Origin of the sequence: Blastococcus sp. TBT05-19 (genome assembly GCF_003319095.1) — a bacterium.
Classification (GTDB): domain Bacteria; phylum Actinomycetota; class Actinomycetes; order Mycobacteriales; family Geodermatophilaceae; genus Blastococcus.
This window is the reverse complement of sequence record NZ_QOHI01000008.1, coordinates 1-16,668: the sequence shown is the minus strand read 5'-3', so window position 1 is coordinate 16,668 and position 16,668 is coordinate 1. Positions and strand designations below refer to the sequence as shown.

The window sequence follows — 16,668 nt, the reverse complement described above, 5'->3', positions numbered from 1 at the left end:
TGTGCTCCTCACCCGTTGTGGTCGATCTGCGTCGAGTGCACCCCGAAGGGTGCGCGACACCAGTCGAGACCGGCGCCCCCTCCGGGGTGCCGGGCAACGGAGGAGTCGGGTTCGTGGGCGAGCAGGTCGAGGCACGGAACGGATCGGGACGACGGGGGGCGCGCTGGGCGCACCGCCTGGTCGGGGTCGGAGCCGCCGGCGTCCTCTGCCTGGTGTCCGCCCCGGGCGTCGCCTCGGCCGCGCCGCGGAACCCCACCGACGCCCAGCTCTCCGAGGCCGAGCAGGCCAGGACCGCCGCCGCGCAACGGGTGGACGCCATCACCGCGGAGCTGGCGCAGGCCCGGGATGCCGCCGACATGGCGCACCAGGCCGCGCTGATCGCGCAGCAGGACTACGAGGACAAGCAGTCGGCCTACGAGACGGCGCGGGCCGCCGCTGACGCGGCCGCGGCCGCGGCGGCCCAGGCCGAGGCCGACCTGGGGGAGGGGCGCGACGACGTCGCCGCCTTCGCGCGGATGAGCTACATGCGCGGAACCACCGCCCCCGGCATGACCGCGCTGCTCAGCGCCGGTGGCCCGGCGGAGCTCGTGCAGCGCGCGGCGCTGCTCGATGCCGCCGGCGTCCACCGGGTCGACGTCCTCGCCGAGCTGACCGTCCTCGAGGCGCAGGCCACCGACGCGAAGCAGACCGCCGAGCAGACGCTCGGAACGGCCGCCGAGCTCAAGGCCGAGGCCGCCGAGCTGCTGGCCGGTGCCGAGGCGCAGGAGGTATCGGCGCGCGCCCAGGCCGACGCCGTCGACGCCCGGGAGGACGCCCTGCAGGGCGAGCTCCAGCAGGCGCAGCAGACGCTCGACAGCCTGCAGGGTGCCCGCACCGCCGCGGAGCAGCAGGCCGCCCAGCAGGCCGCGCAGCAGGCTGCGGCCGCTCGCCAGGCCGCCGCGGCTCCGGCTCCGGCCCCGGCTCCGGCGCCGTCCGCCCCGTCGGCCCCTGCCCCGGTCCGTCCGAAGCCCGTCCCCTCCGGGGGCGGCACGGCCGGCCCGCCGTCGACCTCGGCCGCGCAGACCGCGATCGCGGCCGCGCGGACCCAGCTCGGCGTGGCCTACTCGTGGGGCGGCGGTGGCAGCAACGGCCCGAGCTACGGCATCTCGCCGGATGCGGACGTGTTCGGCTTCGACTGCTCCGGCCTCACCCAGTACGCCTATGCCCGCGCCGGCATCGCCATCGGCGGGACCAGCCGCGACCAGTGGTGGCTCAACCGCACGAAGACGGTGAGCGTCGGCAACCTGCAGCCGGGCGATCTCCTCTTCTGGGGCGGCGACCGCTACGACTACATGTCGATCACGCACGTGGCCATCTACATCGGCGACGGGCAGATGATCGAGGCTCCGGACCGGGGGCAGATCGTGAAGATCTCCACCGCGCGCACCTCGAGCTCGACGTACTTCGGCGCCGTCCGTCCGAGCGCGTGACGACAGCTCCGGGAGCATCGCAGCGAGGCGGGCGCTGACAGGGAGTGAGCATCGCAGCGAGGAACGAGCGGAGGAGCGGAGCGACCGCGGAAGCGCCCTGGTGACGAGCGAGGAGCGGACCGGGGCGCGGAGTCGCGCCATGCACGCCGCATGAGAAAGCCCCTCGGAGCGCCTGCTGGGCGCGGCCGAGGGGCCAGGTTCAAGGCGTCGGGCAGCCACGGGGGGAGCTGCCCGACGCACCCGACAGGCTAGCAGTCCTCGGCGCCCGGGTGCAGGGGCCGTTGGTCCTCGGTGGACGGAAAGCTGTCGGGCGAGCGCGGCCGCCGGGACTCGTCCCGCACAGCGGGTGGCCGAGGCGCGAAGGTGTAGGACACTGGACGAGGGGCCGGGACGACACCGCCCTGTCGACGGTCTTCCCGTGTCGGGACGGCCGCGGCCCGGGACGACCAGGGAGCCCCGTGAGCGAGTCCGCGCGCGAGCCGATCAGCACCGCACCGTCGGGAACGTCGACGACCTCCGACCTCGCCGGGATCCTCGCGTGACCGCCGTCGGGAGCACCACCGCCCACGTCCCGCCGTCGGCCGACGCCGCCCGGCTGGAGCGCGTCCTCTTCGAGATCAAGCGCGTCATCGTCGGCCAGGACCGCCTGGTCGAGCGGATGCTCGTGGCGCTGCTGGCCCGCGGCCACGTGCTCCTCGAGGGCGTGCCCGGCGTGGCCAAGACCCTCGCCGTGGAGACCCTGGCCACCGTCGTCGGCGGCAAGTTCGCCCGCCTGCAGTTCACCCCCGACCTCGTGCCGGCCGACATCATCGGCACGCGCATCTACAAGGCCGGGCAGGACGCGTTCGACACCGAGCTCGGCCCGGTGTTCGCCAACTTCGTGCTCACCGACGAGATCAACCGCGCGCCGGCCAAGGTCCAGTCCGCGCTGCTGGAGGTCATGGCCGAGCGCCAGGTCTCCATCGGCGGCGTCACCTACCCGCTGCCCGACCCGTTCCTGGTGCTCGCCACCCAGAACCCGATCGAGTCCGAGGGCGTCTACCCGCTGCCCGAGGCGCAGCGCGACCGCTTCCTCATGAAGGTGCTCGTCGACTACCCGAGCGCCGAGGAGGAGCGGGAGATCATCTACCGGATGGGCTCCGAGCGGCCGGTCGCCGAGACGGTGCTGAACCCCGACGAGCTGCGCCGGCTGCAGAAGACCGCCTCGCAGGTGTTCGTGCACCACGCGCTGGTCGACTACGTCGTGCGGCTGGTGGTGGCGACCCGTTCGCCGCGCGAGCACGGCATGGACGACGTCGCGAACTGGGTGTCCTACGGCGCCAGCCCTCGTGCCTCGCTCGGCCTGATCGCCGCCGCCCGCGCGCTCGCCCTGGTCCGGGGACGGGACTACGTGCTCCCGCAGGACGTCCTCGACGTCACCGCCGACGTGCTGCGGCACCGGCTGGTGCTCTCCTACGACGCGCTCGCCGACGGGGTGCCGGCCGACCACATCGTCAAGCGCATCGTGCAGACGGTGCCGCTGCCGCAGGTCGCGCCGCGCCAGCAGGCGACCGGTGGCGGCCCGGGTGCGCCGGGCGGTCCGTCGGTGCCGGCTCCGTTCTACGGCCCGCCGCAGGGTGCGCCCACCGGTGCGCCGTGGCCCGGTACCCAGCAGCCCGGTCCGCAGCAGCACGGTGGCTACGGCCCCGGTCCGCAGGGCAACGGAGCGCCCGGCGGCGCAACCGCCGCGGGTCCGCAGGTCAACGGGAACGGCGCCACACCCGGGTCGCAGCAGGCGTGATCGGTCGCCGCCGCCGGGAGGTGGAGCTCCCGGACGCCCCCGCGCACCCGGGGCTGCTCCTGCACCCCGCGACGCCCGGTTCCGGCGCCGCGACCGGCGGCAGCGACGGCGCCCCGCCCCGGTTCACCGACGGCCCGGCCGACGTCCTGCTGCGGCGGCTGGAGCTCACCGTCCGGCGGCGGCTGGACGGGCTCCTGCAGGGCGACCACCTCGGGCTGGTGCCGGGTTCGGGCAGCGAGGCCGGCGACTCCCGCACGTACCACCCGGGCGACGACGTCCGGCGGATGGACTGGCCGGTCACGGCGCGCACCCAGGTGCCGCACGTGCGCGAGACGATCGCCGACCGAGAGCTGGAGACGTGGGCGGTCATCGACCTGTCGGCCAGCCTCGACTTCGGCACCGCCAACTGCCAGAAGCGCGACCTGGCCATCGCCGGGCTCGCCGCCGTCGGCCACCTGACCGTGCACGGCGGCAACCGGCTCGGCGCCGTCGTCACCACGGGGGAGCGGGTGGACCGCTACCCGGCGCGCCCCGGGCGGCTGAACGCCGAGCGGCTGCTGCGCTCGGTGGTGGCCACGCCGCGGGCGGCCGGTGGCCGGCGCGGTGACCTGGCCCAGGCCCTGGAGGCGCTGCGCCGCCCGCCCCGCCGGCGCGGTCTGATCGTGGTGATCTCGGACTTCCTCGGCGACAGCGACTGGGAGCGCCCGCTGCGCGGGCTCGGCACCCGGCACGACCTGCTCGCCATCGAGGTGGTCGACCCGCGCGAGCTCGAGCTGCCCGACGTCGGCCTGCTCACCGTCGTCGACCCCGAGACCGGGCAGACCCTCGAGGTGCCCACGGGCAACGCCGAGTTCCGCGCCCGCTACGCCGAGGGGGCCGCCGCCCAGCGCGAGCGGGTGGCCGCGACGCTGCGCAGCGCGGGGGCCGGGCACCTCCAGCTGCGCACCGACCGCGACTGGCTCATGGACGTCGTCCGATTCGTCGCCGAGCGCCGGCGTGCCGGCAACGGAGGTGCCTCCCGATGACCTTCCAGTCCCCGTGGTGGCTGCTGGCCCTGCTGGTCGTCGCCGCGCTGGTCGGTGTGTACGTGCTGCTGCAGCTGCGCCGGAAGGCGTATGCGGCGCGCTTCACCAACGTCGCGCTGCTCGGCACGCTGGTGCCCAAGCGGCCCGGCTGGAAGCGGCACCTGGCCTTCGGCGTCGTCGCCGCCGGCCTGGCGACGCTGGTCGTCTCGCTGGCGGTGCCGAGCACCGAGGTGCGGGTGCCGCGGGAGAAGGCGACGGTGATCATGGCCGTCGACGTCTCGCTGTCGATGCAGGCGCGGGACGTCGAGCCGACCCGGTTCTCCGTCATGCAGCGGTCGGCGACGGACTTCGTCGACATCCTCCCCGAGCGGATCAACCTGGGGCTGGTGTCGTTCGCGGGCACGGCCACCACCGTGGTGCCGCCGACCACCGACCGCGGGCAGGTCGCCCTCGCCATCGAGAACCTCGACCTGGCCGAGGCGACGGCGATCGGCGAGGCGGTGTTCACCTCGCTCTCGGCGATCGAGAACTTCCAGGCGTCGCTGGAGAGCACGGGGGAGGAGCTGCCCCCGGCCCGCATCGTGCTGCTGTCGGACGGCTCGAACACCGTGGGCCGCGACAACGGCCAGGCCATCGACGCCGCCCGGGCCGCCGGGGTGCCGGTCTCCACGATCGCGTTCGGCACCGACTACGGCACCCTGGACATCGACGGCGAGAACGTGCCGGTGCCGGTCGACCGGGCGGCGCTGGAGCAGATCGCCGACGAGACCGGCGGCAGCTTCAGCGAGGCGGCCAGCGCGAGCGAGCTCGAGCAGGTCTACAGCGACCTGGGCAGCCAGATCGGCTACACGACCGAGCCGCAGGACATCAGCCCGTGGTTCGTGCGGGCCGGCGTCCTCGTGGTGCTGATCGGCGCCGTCCTCAGCCTCTTCTGGACCAACCGGCTCGTCTGAGGACCGGCCCCGCCGCGCGTGCGGCGGGGCCGGGTGCTCACCTGCTCGGGTCGAGGACGAGCTTGCCCGTGGTGCGCCGGGCGAGCAGGTCCTGGTGGGCGTCCTTCACGTTGGACAGCGGGTAGCGGCCGCCGGCCACCGGCTTCAGCGAACCGTCGGCGGTCATGGCCAGCAGGTCGGTCATGGCGGCGTCGAGCATGTCGGGGCGCGCCATGCAGTGGGCGAGCCAGAAACCGAGGACGGCGCGGCTCTTCTGCATGAGCATGCCCGGCGGGACCGACGGCGTCTCCTGCCGTGCGGCCATGCCGTAGGTGACCAGCCGGCCGAACGGGGCCAGCGCGGACAGCGAGCCGCTGAAGACGTTGCCGCCGGTCATCTCGAGCACGATGTCGACCGGCTTGCCGCCGTTGGCCTCGCGCAGCGCGCCGGTGAACTGCTTCGGGTCGTCGTCGGCCAGCGCCGGGTCGACGGTGGCGTGGGCGCCGAGCTCCTCGGCCAGCGCGCGCTTCTCCGGGCTGGAGGCGGTCGCGATGACCCGACCGGCGCCCCAGCGGCGGGCCAGCTGCACGGCGAGGGACCCGACGCCACCGGCGCCGGCGATGACGACGACGGTCTCGCCCTCGGCCAGGTGCGCGCTGGTGCGCAGCAGGTGCCAGGCGGTGGTGCCCTGCAGCACCAGCGACAGGGCCTGCTCGTCGGTGACCGCGTCCGGCACGGCCCAGGTGAGCCGGTCGTTGGCGGCCACCCGCTCGGCGTACCCGCCGCCGTCGAGCAGGCCGACCACACGCTGACCGCCGCCGACCGGCGTGCCGACGAACTCCGCACCCGGGATCAGCGGCAGCTGCTGGGCGGCCAGGTAGGAGTTCTCGATCTGGTGGGTGTCGGCGTAGTTGACACCGGCGGCGGAGACGTCGTGCAGGGTGCGACCCGGCCCCGCCTCCGGCTCGGGGACGTCGACGACGTCGAGGACCTCGGGACCGCCGAAGCGGGTGATCTGCACAGCTCGCATGCAGCTCAGGCTATGCCCGCTCCACGAGGTCAACCCGTCTCGCCTCAGGTCATCGCGTGGTCTGCGCCTCGCGGCGAGGGAGCACCCAGTCGGGCCGCACGAAGTGGCAGGTGTAGCCCCAGGGGAGCTTCTGCAGGTAGTCCTGGTGCTCCTCCTCGGCCTGCCAGAAATCCCCGGCCGGCTCGACCTCGGTGACGACCTTCCCCGGCCAGATGCCCGAGGCGTCGACGTCGGCGATGGTGTCGAGCGCGACGCGCTGCTGCTCGTCGTTGGTGTAGTAGATCGCCGAGCGGTAGCTCCGGCCCACGTCGTTGCCCTGCCGGTCCTTCGTCGACGGGTCGTGGATCTGGAAGAAGAACTCCAGCAGCTCCCGGTACGAGATCACGGCGGGGTCGAAGACGATCTCGACCGCCTCGGCGTGGTCGCCGTGGTTGCGGTACGTGGCGTTCGGGGTGTCGCCTCCCGAGTAGCCGACGCGGGTGGAGAGCACTCCTGGGCGCTTGCGCAGCAGCTCCTGGGCGCCCCAGAAGCAGCCGCCGGCGAGGATCGCGGTCTCAGTGGTCACGTGTGCCTCCTTCTGTGTCCAGCACGCCAGGTGAACACCGCGACCCGGGCCGATGTTTCCTCCTCGGTGCAGGCAGCGGGGCTGCACGCCGGTGGGACTGCCCTCGCCGACCGGCCGTCCGTGGAGCACGGTGGATCCCGACAGCTTCGGGATCCACCGGAGGAGATGCACATGACCACGCCGCGCCGGGCTCTCGTCGTCATCGACGTCCAGCAGGAGTACTTCGACGGGGTCCTCCAGATCCAGGCCCCACCGCGCGACCAGACGCTGGCGAACGTCGTCCGCGCTCTCGACGTCGCCCAGCGCGAGGACCTGCCCGTGGTGGTCGTCCAGCACGAACTGCCGGAGGGGGCGCCGGTCTTCGCGAAGGGCTCGGCGAGCTGGTCGCTGCACCCGGAGGTCGAGCGGCGGGTGCAGCCCGGCTGGAAGCGCGTCAGCAAGAACAGGGGAAGCGTGTTCGCGGGCACCGACGTCGCCGAGTGGCTGGCCGGTCAGGCGGTGGACACGATCACGATCGTCGGCTACATGACCAACAACTGCGACATCGCGACGGCGGTCGGCGCCGAGGACCTGGGGCTGGCCGCCGAGGTGCTGTCCGACGCCACGGGCGCGATCCACCTCGCCAACGAGGCGGGGAAGGTCTCGGCCGAGCAGCTGCACGAGGTGCTGCTCGTGCTCTTGCACTCGAACTTCGCCGCGGTGGCGAGCACCGAGGACTGGGCCGCGGCCGTCGCGGCCGGGCAGCCCCTGCCCAAGAGCAACCTGGGCACCTCCGCCACGCAGGGCCGCGCCGCCTTCGCCGGCTGACCGGACCCCCGCGCGCCGAACGGGCCCTGACGTCGATCCGCGCGCGGGGTGCGTCCGGGAACCGCGTGGGGCGGCGGTGATGATGGCCCGGTGACCGGGACCGGCGAGGGGGAGCGGGCGCCGAGGCGGCGACGGGTGCGCCGCCCGGCCGACGTCCTCCGGCTCCTGGCCGCGGGCGCTGGTCTCGCGCTGGTCCTGCTGGCCACGCTGCTCACGCCGGACGCCGCGGCGGCGCTGGCCGAGGCCGTTCCGCTCGTCCAGCGGGAGCCGCTCCGCAGCGTCGTCGCGGTGGCCTCGGTGGTCGCGTCGCTGGCCGTCCTCGTCGTCCTCCTGACCGTCGCCGTCGACGCCGCCCGGCACCGCCGCACGGCCCTGGTGCACGCGCTCGTCGGTCTGAGCCTCGGCCTGCCCCTCGCTGCGGCGGGGGAGCGGTTCGGGGACGCGGCCGGCGGCGCCGTCGCGGAGGTGCTGACCGCTCCGCGCGACGACGCGGCACTGGTGCCGGTGGTCGCGTCGCTCGCCTTCCTGGCCGGCGCCGACCTCCAGCGACGGCGGAGGTGGCGCGCGCCGGCCCGCTGGGCGGTGCTCGCCTCCCTCGGGTCCGCGGTGGCGATCGGCACCTTCACGGTGCTCGGCGCGCTGGCTGCCGTGCTGCTCGGGGCGGTCGTCGGTCTGGCCGTGCGGGTCGGCGGTGGCGTCGCACCGGCCCGGCCGTCCGACGACGTGATCCGGGCCGAGCTCGCCCGCGCCGGGGTGGCGGTCGGCGACCTGCGGGTGGTCGAGCAGGCGGCGGGCTCGGTGCGGCTGGCCGGATCCGACGACGTCGGTGCCGTGTCGGTCACCGTCGTCGACCCGGACGGGCGCGGGGTGCCGCTGGTGCGCCGCGCCGGCCGGCTGCTCCGGTTCCGCGCCGCCGTCGTCGGCCGTCCCTCGCTCACCCAACGCGGTGAACTGGAGCGGCAGGCTGCGGGTGCCGCGCTGGCCGAGGCGGCCGGGGTGCCCGTGCCGCAGGTGCTGGCGCTGCTGGCGGTGGGGCCCGCCCTCGTCCTGGTCGAACGCCCGCTGGACGGCGCGGCCCTCCCGGAGGTCGACGACGCCGCGCCGGCACTGACGGCGGCCTTCGCGGCGCTCCGCCGGCTGCACGCCGTCGGGCTGGCGCACGGCGCCCTCACCCCGGAGTGCGTCGTCCTCGGCCGGGACGGGGACGCGGGATTCCGCGACCTGCGGTCGGCGCAGCCCGCGGCCGGCGACCTCCAGCGCGATCTGGACGCCGTCGCGCTGCTCGTCGGCGGCGCCGGCGTCGTCGGCCCGGGCGCGGCCGTCGCGGCCCTGCGCAGCGCCTACCTCGCAGGAGCCGCGCCCCGCCGGCTGACGGCGCTGCTGCAGCCGGTCGCCCTGCCGCACGCGCTCCGGCGGTCCCTGCGCGGGACCGACGTCCTGGCCGACCTGCGCAGCGCGCTGGCGGACCCCGCCGGGGCCGAGGTCGCCGCACCTCGCCTCGAACGGTTCTCGCTGCGCGTCGTCCTCACCGTGGTGGCCTCGGTCGTCGCGGCCCTCCTGCTGGCCTCGCAGCTCTCGCAGGTCAGCGTCGTCGACCAGCTCCGGCGGGCCGATCCGCTCTGGCTGCTCGCCGCGCTCGGCGGCTCGGCGGTGACCTACCTCGGGGCGGCCCTCGCCCTGCTCGCCTTCGTGCCGGTGGCCCTGCCCCTGCTGCGCACCACGATGGTGCAGGTGTCCTCGGCGTGGCTCACGCTCGTCACGCCGCCGACCGTGGGCCACGTCGGCCTGAACATCCGCTACCTGCAGCGCGCGGGGCTGGGGGTCGGTGCCGCCGCGACCAGCGTGGCGGTCAACCAGGTGGCGACCGTCGCGGTCACGGTCGCGCTGCTCGTGGTGGTCGGCTGGGCGAGCGGGGTCTCGGCGTCGCGGCTGTCGCTCCTGCCCAGCGGGGAGGTGCTGCTCGTCGTCCTCGGCGCCGTCGTCGTCCTGGCGCTGCTGGCCGCGGTGCCCCGGATCCGCGCGCTGGTGCGGGACCGCCTCGAGCCCCTGCTGCGGCAGTCGGTGCCGCAGCTGCTCGCGACCGCCACCGAGCCGCGGCGGCTGGCCATGGCGCTCGCCGGGATCGTGCTGCAGACCGGCGGGTACGTGCTGGCGCTGGACGCCTCGCTGCGGGCCTTCGACGCGTCCCTGGCGCTGCCCACCGTGATCGGCGTCTACCTCGTCGCCTCGACGGTCGGCTCGGTCGCGCCCACCCCCGGTGGCCTGGGTGCGGTGGAGGCGGCCCTTGTCGGAGGTCTGACCGCGTCCGGCGTCCCGCTGGCCTCGGCCCTCGCGGCGGTGCTGGCCTTCCGCACGGTCACGTTCTGGCTGCCGGCACCCGTGGGGTGGCTCGCCTTCGTCGGCCTGCAGCGGCGCCGGCACGTCTGAGCGCGGCGCCGGTCAGGCCGTCGTCGCGGCCGTCCGGCGTCAGGCGACGTCGGTGCGCGCCTCGGAGAGGTACTCGCGGACGGCGGTCTCGGGCACGCGGAAGGAGCGGCCGACGCGGACGGCGGACATCTCGCCGCCGTGGACCAGGCGGTACACGGTCATCTTGGAGACCCGCATGATCGCCGCGACCTCGGCGACGGTGAGGAAGCTGACCGGACGCGGCGCGGGGCGCTCGGCGACGGGGCGCTGGGCCATCGGCGCGACGGGCTGCTGACGCATGCCGCTCGGGGCCATCCGGACGCCGTTCATGGCCGGCCGGTGCACCGGGCGCTGGCCGTAGACGGCCTGGCGGGGGAGGGTGGGGGTGGCGGTGCGCTGCTGGAGCGTCATGTCGTGTCCTCTCGGTCGCGGTGCGGGGCGCTCTCACCGCTGTCTGCCGGCTACGAACTGCGCCCTCGCTGGAACAGACAGTAAGCAACGGACTGCACCCCGTGCGAGTCCGAGAAGAACGAGACGGACCGTTCCCCTTCGTCACATGTTGCCCGTGCGCCGCTCGCGACCGGTGCGAAGGACGAGGCCAGGAGGGGTTCGTGGGACGACGCGTCGAGGACGGTCTAGCCCGCCGGCGGGACCAGGCGGGCGGCGAGAGCGGAGGCGGCGTCCTCCGCGCACCGGCGGAAGAGCCCGTCGTCCCGCGTGCACAGCCAGTTCACCGACGCCCCGAACAGCAGGCCGAGCAGCGACTCGGCCAGGACGTCGACGTCGCCGGCCCAGGTGCCGCCCGAGGTATCGGCCAGCCGGTGCAGCAGATTGCGCACGTCGGCCCGGTACTGCTCCGTGGCCTCCCGCGCCGCAGCCCGCAGGTCGTCGTCCCGGCCGCCCATCAGGGTCAGCTCCTGGAGCACGATCTCCGCTCCGGGTTCGGCGATGACGCTGTCGGTGTAGCCGAGCAGCGCGCGGGTGAGGATCTCGCCGGCCGTGCCCCCGGCCTCGACCGCCTGCTGGAGCATCGCCGTCGACCGGTCCCGGTCGGCCTGGAACACCGCCCGGACCAGCTCGGCCTTGGAGCCGAACGCGTAGTGCAGCGCGCCGAGGGGGACGTCGGCCTCGCGGGCGACGGCCCGGGTGGTGAGCGTCCAGGCACCGTCGCGCTGCATCACGCGCATGGCCGCCGCCACGAGCTGGGCCCGCCGCTGCTCGATCGGCAGGTGGGCGCGCTTGGCGGCGGTCACGGCGCGACCGGCTCCTGGGCGGGTGCCGACGGCACGAGGGGCTGCGAGTGGCGGCGCAGCAGGACGACGGCCTGGGCCGCCACGTAGGCGGCGACCAGCGCGGCCACCACGAGGACGACGTCCATGCCGGCGACGAACGCCTCCGCGGCCTCGGTCAGGAAGGCCGCCGCCGTGTCGGGCGGGAGCTGCGCGGCGATCTCACCGGCAGAGCCGAGGGACTCCCGTGCGGCCGAGAGCGCCTGCGCGGGGACCCCGTCGACCTCGCCGAGGTTCGCGGCGTAGACCGACAGCCCGACCGAGCCCAGCACTGCCGTGCCCATGGCGGCGCCGAACTCGTAGGCGGTCTCGGAGACCGAGGCCGCGGCGCCGGCCCGCTCGGGGGGTGCGGCGGTGAGGATGGCGTCGTTCGTCAGGGCCTCGGCGGCACCCACGCCGACGCCGATGAGCAGGCCGGCCGTGATGAGCACGGCCCGGTCGCCGTCCAGCCCGAGCAGCGTGCCGACGGCCAGGCCGGCGGCGGCCAGGGTCATCCCGCCACCGATGATCCAGCGCAGGTGCAGCACCCGGGCCAGCGAGGGCGCGGCGAGCGAGCCGACGACGGTGGCGCCGGCGAGGGGGAGCATCCAGAGGCCGGCGACCAGCGGGCTCATGCCGAGCACGAGGATCAGGTACTGGGGCAGGTAGAACATCACGCCCAGCAGGGCGAACACCGTCAGCAGGTTGGTGCTGACCGCGACGGAGAAGACGCGGTTGCTGAACAGGCGCAGGTCCAGCAGCGGCTCGGCGAGGGTGCGCTGCCGGCGCACGAAGGTCCACAGCAGAGCGGTCCCGACCGTCAGGCCCAGGGCCACGCCCGCGCTCGGGCCGTCCTTGGCGACGCTCTTCAGGGCGTAGACCACCGGCAGGACGCCGGCGATCGACAGCAGGCCGGAGAGCACGTCGAACGGGCCGGGGCGCGGGTTGCGCGACTCGGGCAGCAGGACGAGGGCGCCGATGACGAGCAGCACCATGACGGGGGTGTTCACCAGGAACACCGAGCCCCACCAGAAGTGCGCGAGCAGGATCCCGCCGACGATCGGCCCGACCGCGGCGCCGCCGGAGAAGGCGGCCGCCCAGATCGCGATCGCCGTCCGGCGCTCGCGGTCGTCGCGGAAGACCGAGCGCAGCAGGGCGAGGGTCGAGGGCATCAGCGTCGCCCCGCCGAGACCGAGCAGGGCGCGGGCGGCGATCAGCATCCCGGGGCTGGTCGCGAACGCGGCGAGGGCGGAGGCGAGCCCGAAGGCGATCGCGCCGGCGATCAGCAGCCGGCGCCGGCCGATGCGGTCGCCCAGGTTGCCCATCAGCACCAGCAGGCCGGCCAGCAGGAACGAGTAGATGTCGACGACCCACAGCAGCTCGGTCGACGTCGGGCCGAGATCGGCCGAGAGCGCCGGCACGGCGAAGCCGAGGACGGTCATGTCGACGCTGATCAGCAGCACCGGCAGCGCGAGGACTGCGAGTGCGGACCAGCGGCGGAGCGGGCTCACGGGAGCCTCCGGGGAGCAGGGCGGAGCCGAGCCGGCCGGCTCGACCAGCGCACCCTACCGAAGTCTTGGTCGATCGACCAAAACTCACCCGGACTGGCGGGTCGGGGCGACGGCGCGGGTCAGACCTCGATCGCGGCACCGCAGATGCCGCAGACCTCGAGGTGCCGGCGGTTCCAGCGGACGACCGGCACGAAGAACACCGAGAACTGCCGGAACCGCCGGACCCGGGCCCACCGCGAGGTGTTGCCGCAGTTCGGGCAGGTCCGCGTCCCACCGGGGCCGAGGTCTCGCTGCTTGGTGCCGAAGCCGAAGAGCAGGAACATCCCGCCAGGGTAGGGAGCCGGCCGCGGCACCGCGTGCCCGTCGACCTCACCCTGGCGCGGGTGAGGTCCCGGGCCCGTACCTGCCCCGCACGGGCCGCCAAGCGCTACTGTGGATCCGGCATCGGCCCAGCACGGGCCGCTCGTCCGGCGGGGACTTCTGCTCCCGCGTGGGTGCCCCGGGGATCCCGGTGGCTGTCGGCCCACGTCGGAACCGTCCGCCCGGAGGCGTCGATCTCCCACGATCCGTGGGTCGGGACGCTCCAGCTACGTGGGCGCTGAGGCTCGCGGCCCCGGCCGCCGGGTTCCGGGCCTCCGCGGCGGCGAGTCGTGGCACCAGTGCCGGGCGTTCGGAGGAGGGGTACGTGGCAGGACCAGCTCGTCGGTCGACGGGCGCGCGGCGCAACGCCCCGCGCAACCAGCAGCGCCAGCGCCGCGTCCGCGAGGGCGGCGACGTCATCGCCGTGCTCGCCCGCGCCGTGCGCGAGGTCGAGAACGCGGTCAAGCGCGGCCGCGTCACGCCCACCGTGCGCGCCGAGTTCCAGGCCATCGCGCTGGTGCTGCGCGAGGAGCGCGCCCGCGTGCAGGCGGACTCCACCATCGGTGACACCCGCCGGGGCGAGCAGCTCAAGCGCCTGGACGGGATCGCCACGATCCTCGCGACGACCGCCGTCCGGGAGTCCGGGCTGCTGGCCCTGCTCGCCGACGAGGCCGTCGCCTCCGACGCGGCCAAGGCGCTCAAGCGGGAGATGCTCGCCGCGGCCGGCATCGAGACCGCCGAGGAGGAGCCCCCGCCGCCGGTGCAGGCCGAAGCCGCGCCCGCGGCTCCCGAGCGCAAGGTCGTGCCGCAGTCGGTCATCTCGCGGCAGCTGGCCAACCCCTTCCTCGCCCCGGACTTCTCCGCGGCCCGCCCGACGGTGGCGCGACCGCGCCGGCTGCTGAACTGGGAGCTGCTCACCCCGCTGCTCAACTCCTTCGAGCGCGCCGGCGGCGGCGCCCCGGCGTGCATGGCCCTGCCCTTCCCGAGCTCCCAGTTCACCCCGGCCGGCTCCGAGCTCATGCCGCACCAGGGCCAGCTGGTCGCGGCCGCCGCCCAGGGGCACCGCACCTTCCTGCTCGCCGACGAGCCGGGTCTGGGCAAGACGGCGCAGTCGCTGCTCGCGGCCGAGGCGGCGCAAGCCTTCCCGCTCCTCGTCGTCGTCCCGAACGTCGTCAAGACCAACTGGGCCCGCGAGGCCGCGCGCTGGACACCGCACCGCCCCGCCACAGTGATCCAGGGCAACGGCGAGACGATCGACGCCTTCGCCGACATCGTCGTCGTCAACTACGAGGTGCTGGACCGCCACGTCGGCTGGATCGGTGACTTCGGCTTCCGCGGGATGGTGGTCGACGAGGCGCACTTCATCAAGAACAAGACCTCGCAGCGCTCCCAGCACGTGCTCGAGCTCTCCGAGCGGATCCGCTCCCGGGTGCCGCGGCCGCTGCTCATGGCGCTGACCGGGACCCCGCTGATCAACGACATCGAGGACTTCCGCGCCATCTGGCAGTTCCTCGGCTGGATCGACGACGAGAAGCCGCTCGGGGAGCTGATGGAGGCCCTCGAGGAGGTCGGGCTCACGCCCGCCGACCCCGGCTTCTACCCGGCCGCGCGGAAGTGCGTGATCGATCTCGGCATCGTCCGCCGCCGCAAGATCGACGTCGCCGCCGACATCCCCGCCCGCCGCATCGCCGACCTCCCCGTCGAGCTCGACGACAAGGCGGGCCGGTCCATCCGGGCGGCCGAGCGCGAGCTCGCGGCCCGCCTGGTCAAGCGGTACGAGAGCGCGCTCGCGGCCCGCGAATCGGCGACCGTCGTGGAGGAGATCGACCACGAGCTGGTGCGCAAGGTGGCCGGCTGGGAGCTCAAGGACACGACCACGAAGGCCACCGGCGAGAACGTGTTCAGCATGATGCGGCGCATCGGGCAGGCCAAGGCCGGCCTCGCTGCCGACTACGCCGCGCAGCTGGCCCGCAGCGCCGGCAAGGTCGTCTTCTTCGCCAAGCACATCGACGTCATGGACACCGCCGAGGAGACCCTGGACAAGCTGGGCATCCGGTACTCCTCGATCCGCGGCGACCAGACGCCGACGGCCCGGCAGAAGCACATCGACGCGTTCGTCAAGGACCCCGAGGTCGCGGTCGCCGTCTGCTCGCTCACCGCTGCGGGCGTCGGCCTCAACCTGCAGGTCGCCTCGAACATCGTGCTCGCCGAGCTCTCCTGGACCGACGCCGAGCAGACCCAGGCGATCGACCGCAGCCACCGCATCGGGCAGACCGAGCCGGTCACCGCGTGGCGGATCATCGCCGCGCAGACCCTCGACTCCCGCATCGCCGAGCTGATCGACAGCAAGGCGGGGCTCGCCGCCCGCGCGCTGGACGGCTCCGACGAGGAGGTGCAGTCCTCCACGGACGTCCAGCTCGAGGCGCTGGTCGCGCTGCTCACCGACGCCCTGTCGCCGGCGGGAGCGGTCAGCTCCCGCTGACGCCTGCGGAGGGGACCTCGTCGAGCACCTCGACGGGGTCCCCGAGTGCGATCGGCCCGGGCTCCTCGACCGTCGCGTACATCCCGAAGATCACCGCGCCGTTGTCGGGCAGGTGGTCGACGGGGGTGTCGAGCCTCGTCGCCAGCTCACCGCGGTAGCGGACGATGGCTTTCAGCGTGCGGAAGTCCACCTCTCCGCTGTCGGGGTTCTCGTTGGTGACGACGCACCGGGGGACCGGGCCGACCACCCGCACCGTCGCACCGCCCAGTCGCACCCGGCGGCCCACCCAGCCGTCCTCCTCGTGCACGCCGGTGCCCTCGAGCTCGACCAGCATCCGGAAGCGCCGGTGGTCCAGCCGCCCGCCGTCGGGGGTGACGCTGCGCAGGTGCTCGATGGTGGCCGAGGACACCAGCGTCACCGGGTGGACGTCGACCCCGGCGCCGGGGACGTCCGTGGCGACGAGATCCACGGGCTCGCCGACGAACTCGGTGAGGGCATCGGCGAACGGACCGGCCAGCAGGTGGCCTGGCACGTCGCGGCCGTAGAAGTTCGTGACCACCGGCTCGCCGAGCTCCGTCGAGCTCGCCCGCACCGGATCACGCCCGGGGATGCGCAGCGTCAGCTCCGGACCGTCGAGGTCGGCGGTGATCCGGACCAGCGGTCCGTGGTGCTTGCCGTTGAACAGCCGGCCGCGGCCGTCGACCAGGTGGAACCGCCGGTTGTGCTCGACGCCGTCGCGGGTCAGCTCGACGGTCGACGGCGAGTGGAGAGCGGTGCCCTTGACGGGAGTCGTCGAGAGGCGGGAGACGACGGGCATGGGGCTCCATCCGGTAGGGCGCTGACCCGGCCAGCCTAGGGAGGCACCGACCGACGGCGCGTGCGGTGCCGCACGCGCCGTCCGGCCCACGACCGACGTCTGCTTCGCTGTTCCCCGAGGACGACGCCGGCTCGGTGACGAGCGGGTGATGACGGAGGAGGACACCGTGCCGATCCTGGACGCCGCGACCCGGGTGGCCGACCTGCTGCTGGACGC

Annotated in this window: 13 protein-coding genes and 1 pseudogene; 7 read left to right on the top strand and 7 right to left on the bottom strand. The window is 74.5% G+C overall.

Translation table 11 applies throughout. From position 1 onward, the window contains the following. Window positions 1-113: 113 nt before the first annotated feature. From DQ244_RS18460 to DQ244_RS18445, 4 genes and pseudogenes are all read left to right on the top strand, one after another. A complete protein-coding gene (locus tag DQ244_RS18460) occupies window positions 114-1,469 on the top strand; it encodes a C40 family peptidase (RefSeq protein ID WP_233491722.1) in 1,356 nt (451 codons plus the stop codon). 559 nt (window positions 1,470-2,028) lie between these two features. Continuing rightward, window positions 2,029-2,985: pseudogene (locus DQ244_RS18455) on the top strand (AAA family ATPase); the annotation flags it as partial. 260 nt (window positions 2,986-3,245) lie between these two features. After that, window positions 3,246-4,274 (top strand): DUF58 domain-containing protein, encoded by a 1,029-nt coding sequence (locus DQ244_RS18450; protein WP_113812976.1) that lies wholly within the window; start codon window positions 3,246-3,248, stop codon window positions 4,272-4,274. Further along, window positions 4,271-5,227, top strand: coding sequence for a VWA domain-containing protein (locus DQ244_RS18445; RefSeq protein WP_113812975.1), 957 nt, complete (start codon window positions 4,271-4,273; stop codon window positions 5,225-5,227). The genes DQ244_RS18450 and DQ244_RS18445 overlap by 4 nt, the downstream gene beginning before the upstream one ends. Window positions 5,228-5,264: 37 nt before the next feature. Here the strand turns inward: DQ244_RS18445 and DQ244_RS18440 are convergent, their stop codons facing one another. Together DQ244_RS18440 and msrA are read right to left on the bottom strand one after the other, a co-directional pair. Next, a complete protein-coding gene (locus DQ244_RS18440) occupies window positions 5,265-6,236 on the bottom strand; it encodes an NADPH:quinone oxidoreductase family protein (protein ID WP_113812974.1) in 972 nt (323 codons plus the stop codon). A gap of 49 nt (window positions 6,237-6,285) precedes the next feature. Further along, window positions 6,286-6,801 carry a peptide-methionine (S)-S-oxide reductase MsrA gene (gene msrA, locus DQ244_RS18435; RefSeq protein WP_113812973.1) on the bottom strand — a complete coding sequence of 172 codons (516 nt, stop codon included), beginning with the start codon at window positions 6,799-6,801 and terminating at the stop codon, window positions 6,286-6,288. Between the two features lie 171 nt (window positions 6,802-6,972). Here msrA and DQ244_RS18430 point away from each other — a divergent pair, with 171 nt between their 5' ends. Further along, window positions 6,973-7,608: an isochorismatase family protein gene (locus tag DQ244_RS18430; RefSeq protein ID WP_199580478.1), complete on the top strand. Its 636-nt coding sequence runs from the start codon at window positions 6,973-6,975 to the stop codon at window positions 7,606-7,608. A gap of 90 nt (window positions 7,609-7,698) precedes the next feature. Further along, window positions 7,699-10,035, top strand: coding sequence for a YbhN family protein (locus tag DQ244_RS18425; RefSeq protein WP_147251561.1), 2,337 nt, complete (start codon window positions 7,699-7,701; stop codon window positions 10,033-10,035). A 39-nt stretch (window positions 10,036-10,074) separates the two neighbouring features. Here DQ244_RS18425 and DQ244_RS20185 read toward each other — a convergent pair whose 3' ends face one another. From DQ244_RS20185 to DQ244_RS18405, 4 genes are all read right to left on the bottom strand, one after another. After that, complete coding sequence (locus DQ244_RS20185; RefSeq protein ID WP_158544623.1) at window positions 10,075-10,290, bottom strand: helix-turn-helix domain-containing protein; 216 nt, start codon at window positions 10,288-10,290, stop codon at window positions 10,075-10,077. A gap of 359 nt (window positions 10,291-10,649) precedes the next feature. Further along, window positions 10,650-11,267: a TetR/AcrR family transcriptional regulator gene (locus tag DQ244_RS18415; protein ID WP_113812970.1), complete on the bottom strand. Its 618-nt coding sequence runs from the start codon at window positions 11,265-11,267 to the stop codon at window positions 10,650-10,652. Further along, window positions 11,264-12,793, bottom strand: a complete 1,530-nt coding sequence (locus DQ244_RS18410; RefSeq protein ID WP_113812969.1) for an MFS transporter — start codon at window positions 12,791-12,793, stop codon at window positions 11,264-11,266. The genes DQ244_RS18415 and DQ244_RS18410 overlap by 4 nt, the downstream gene beginning before the upstream one ends. 119 nt (window positions 12,794-12,912) lie before the next feature. After that, window positions 12,913-13,116 carry a zinc-ribbon domain-containing protein gene (locus tag DQ244_RS18405; protein ID WP_113812968.1) on the bottom strand — a complete coding sequence of 68 codons (204 nt, stop codon included), beginning with the start codon at window positions 13,114-13,116 and terminating at the stop codon, window positions 12,913-12,915. Between the two features lie 362 nt (window positions 13,117-13,478). Between DQ244_RS18405 and DQ244_RS18400 the strand changes: the two genes are divergently transcribed. After that, window positions 13,479-15,635, top strand: a complete 2,157-nt coding sequence (locus tag DQ244_RS18400) for a DEAD/DEAH box helicase (protein ID WP_113812967.1) — start codon at window positions 13,479-13,481, stop codon at window positions 15,633-15,635. On the opposite strand, the gene DQ244_RS18395 is transcribed toward DQ244_RS18400, so the two are convergent. Next, on the bottom strand, window positions 15,622-16,452 hold the full coding sequence (locus DQ244_RS18395; protein WP_113812966.1) for an MOSC domain-containing protein: 831 nt from the start codon (window positions 16,450-16,452) through the stop codon (window positions 15,622-15,624). The genes DQ244_RS18400 and DQ244_RS18395 overlap by 14 nt on opposite strands. Window positions 16,453-16,668 lie beyond the last annotated feature (216 nt).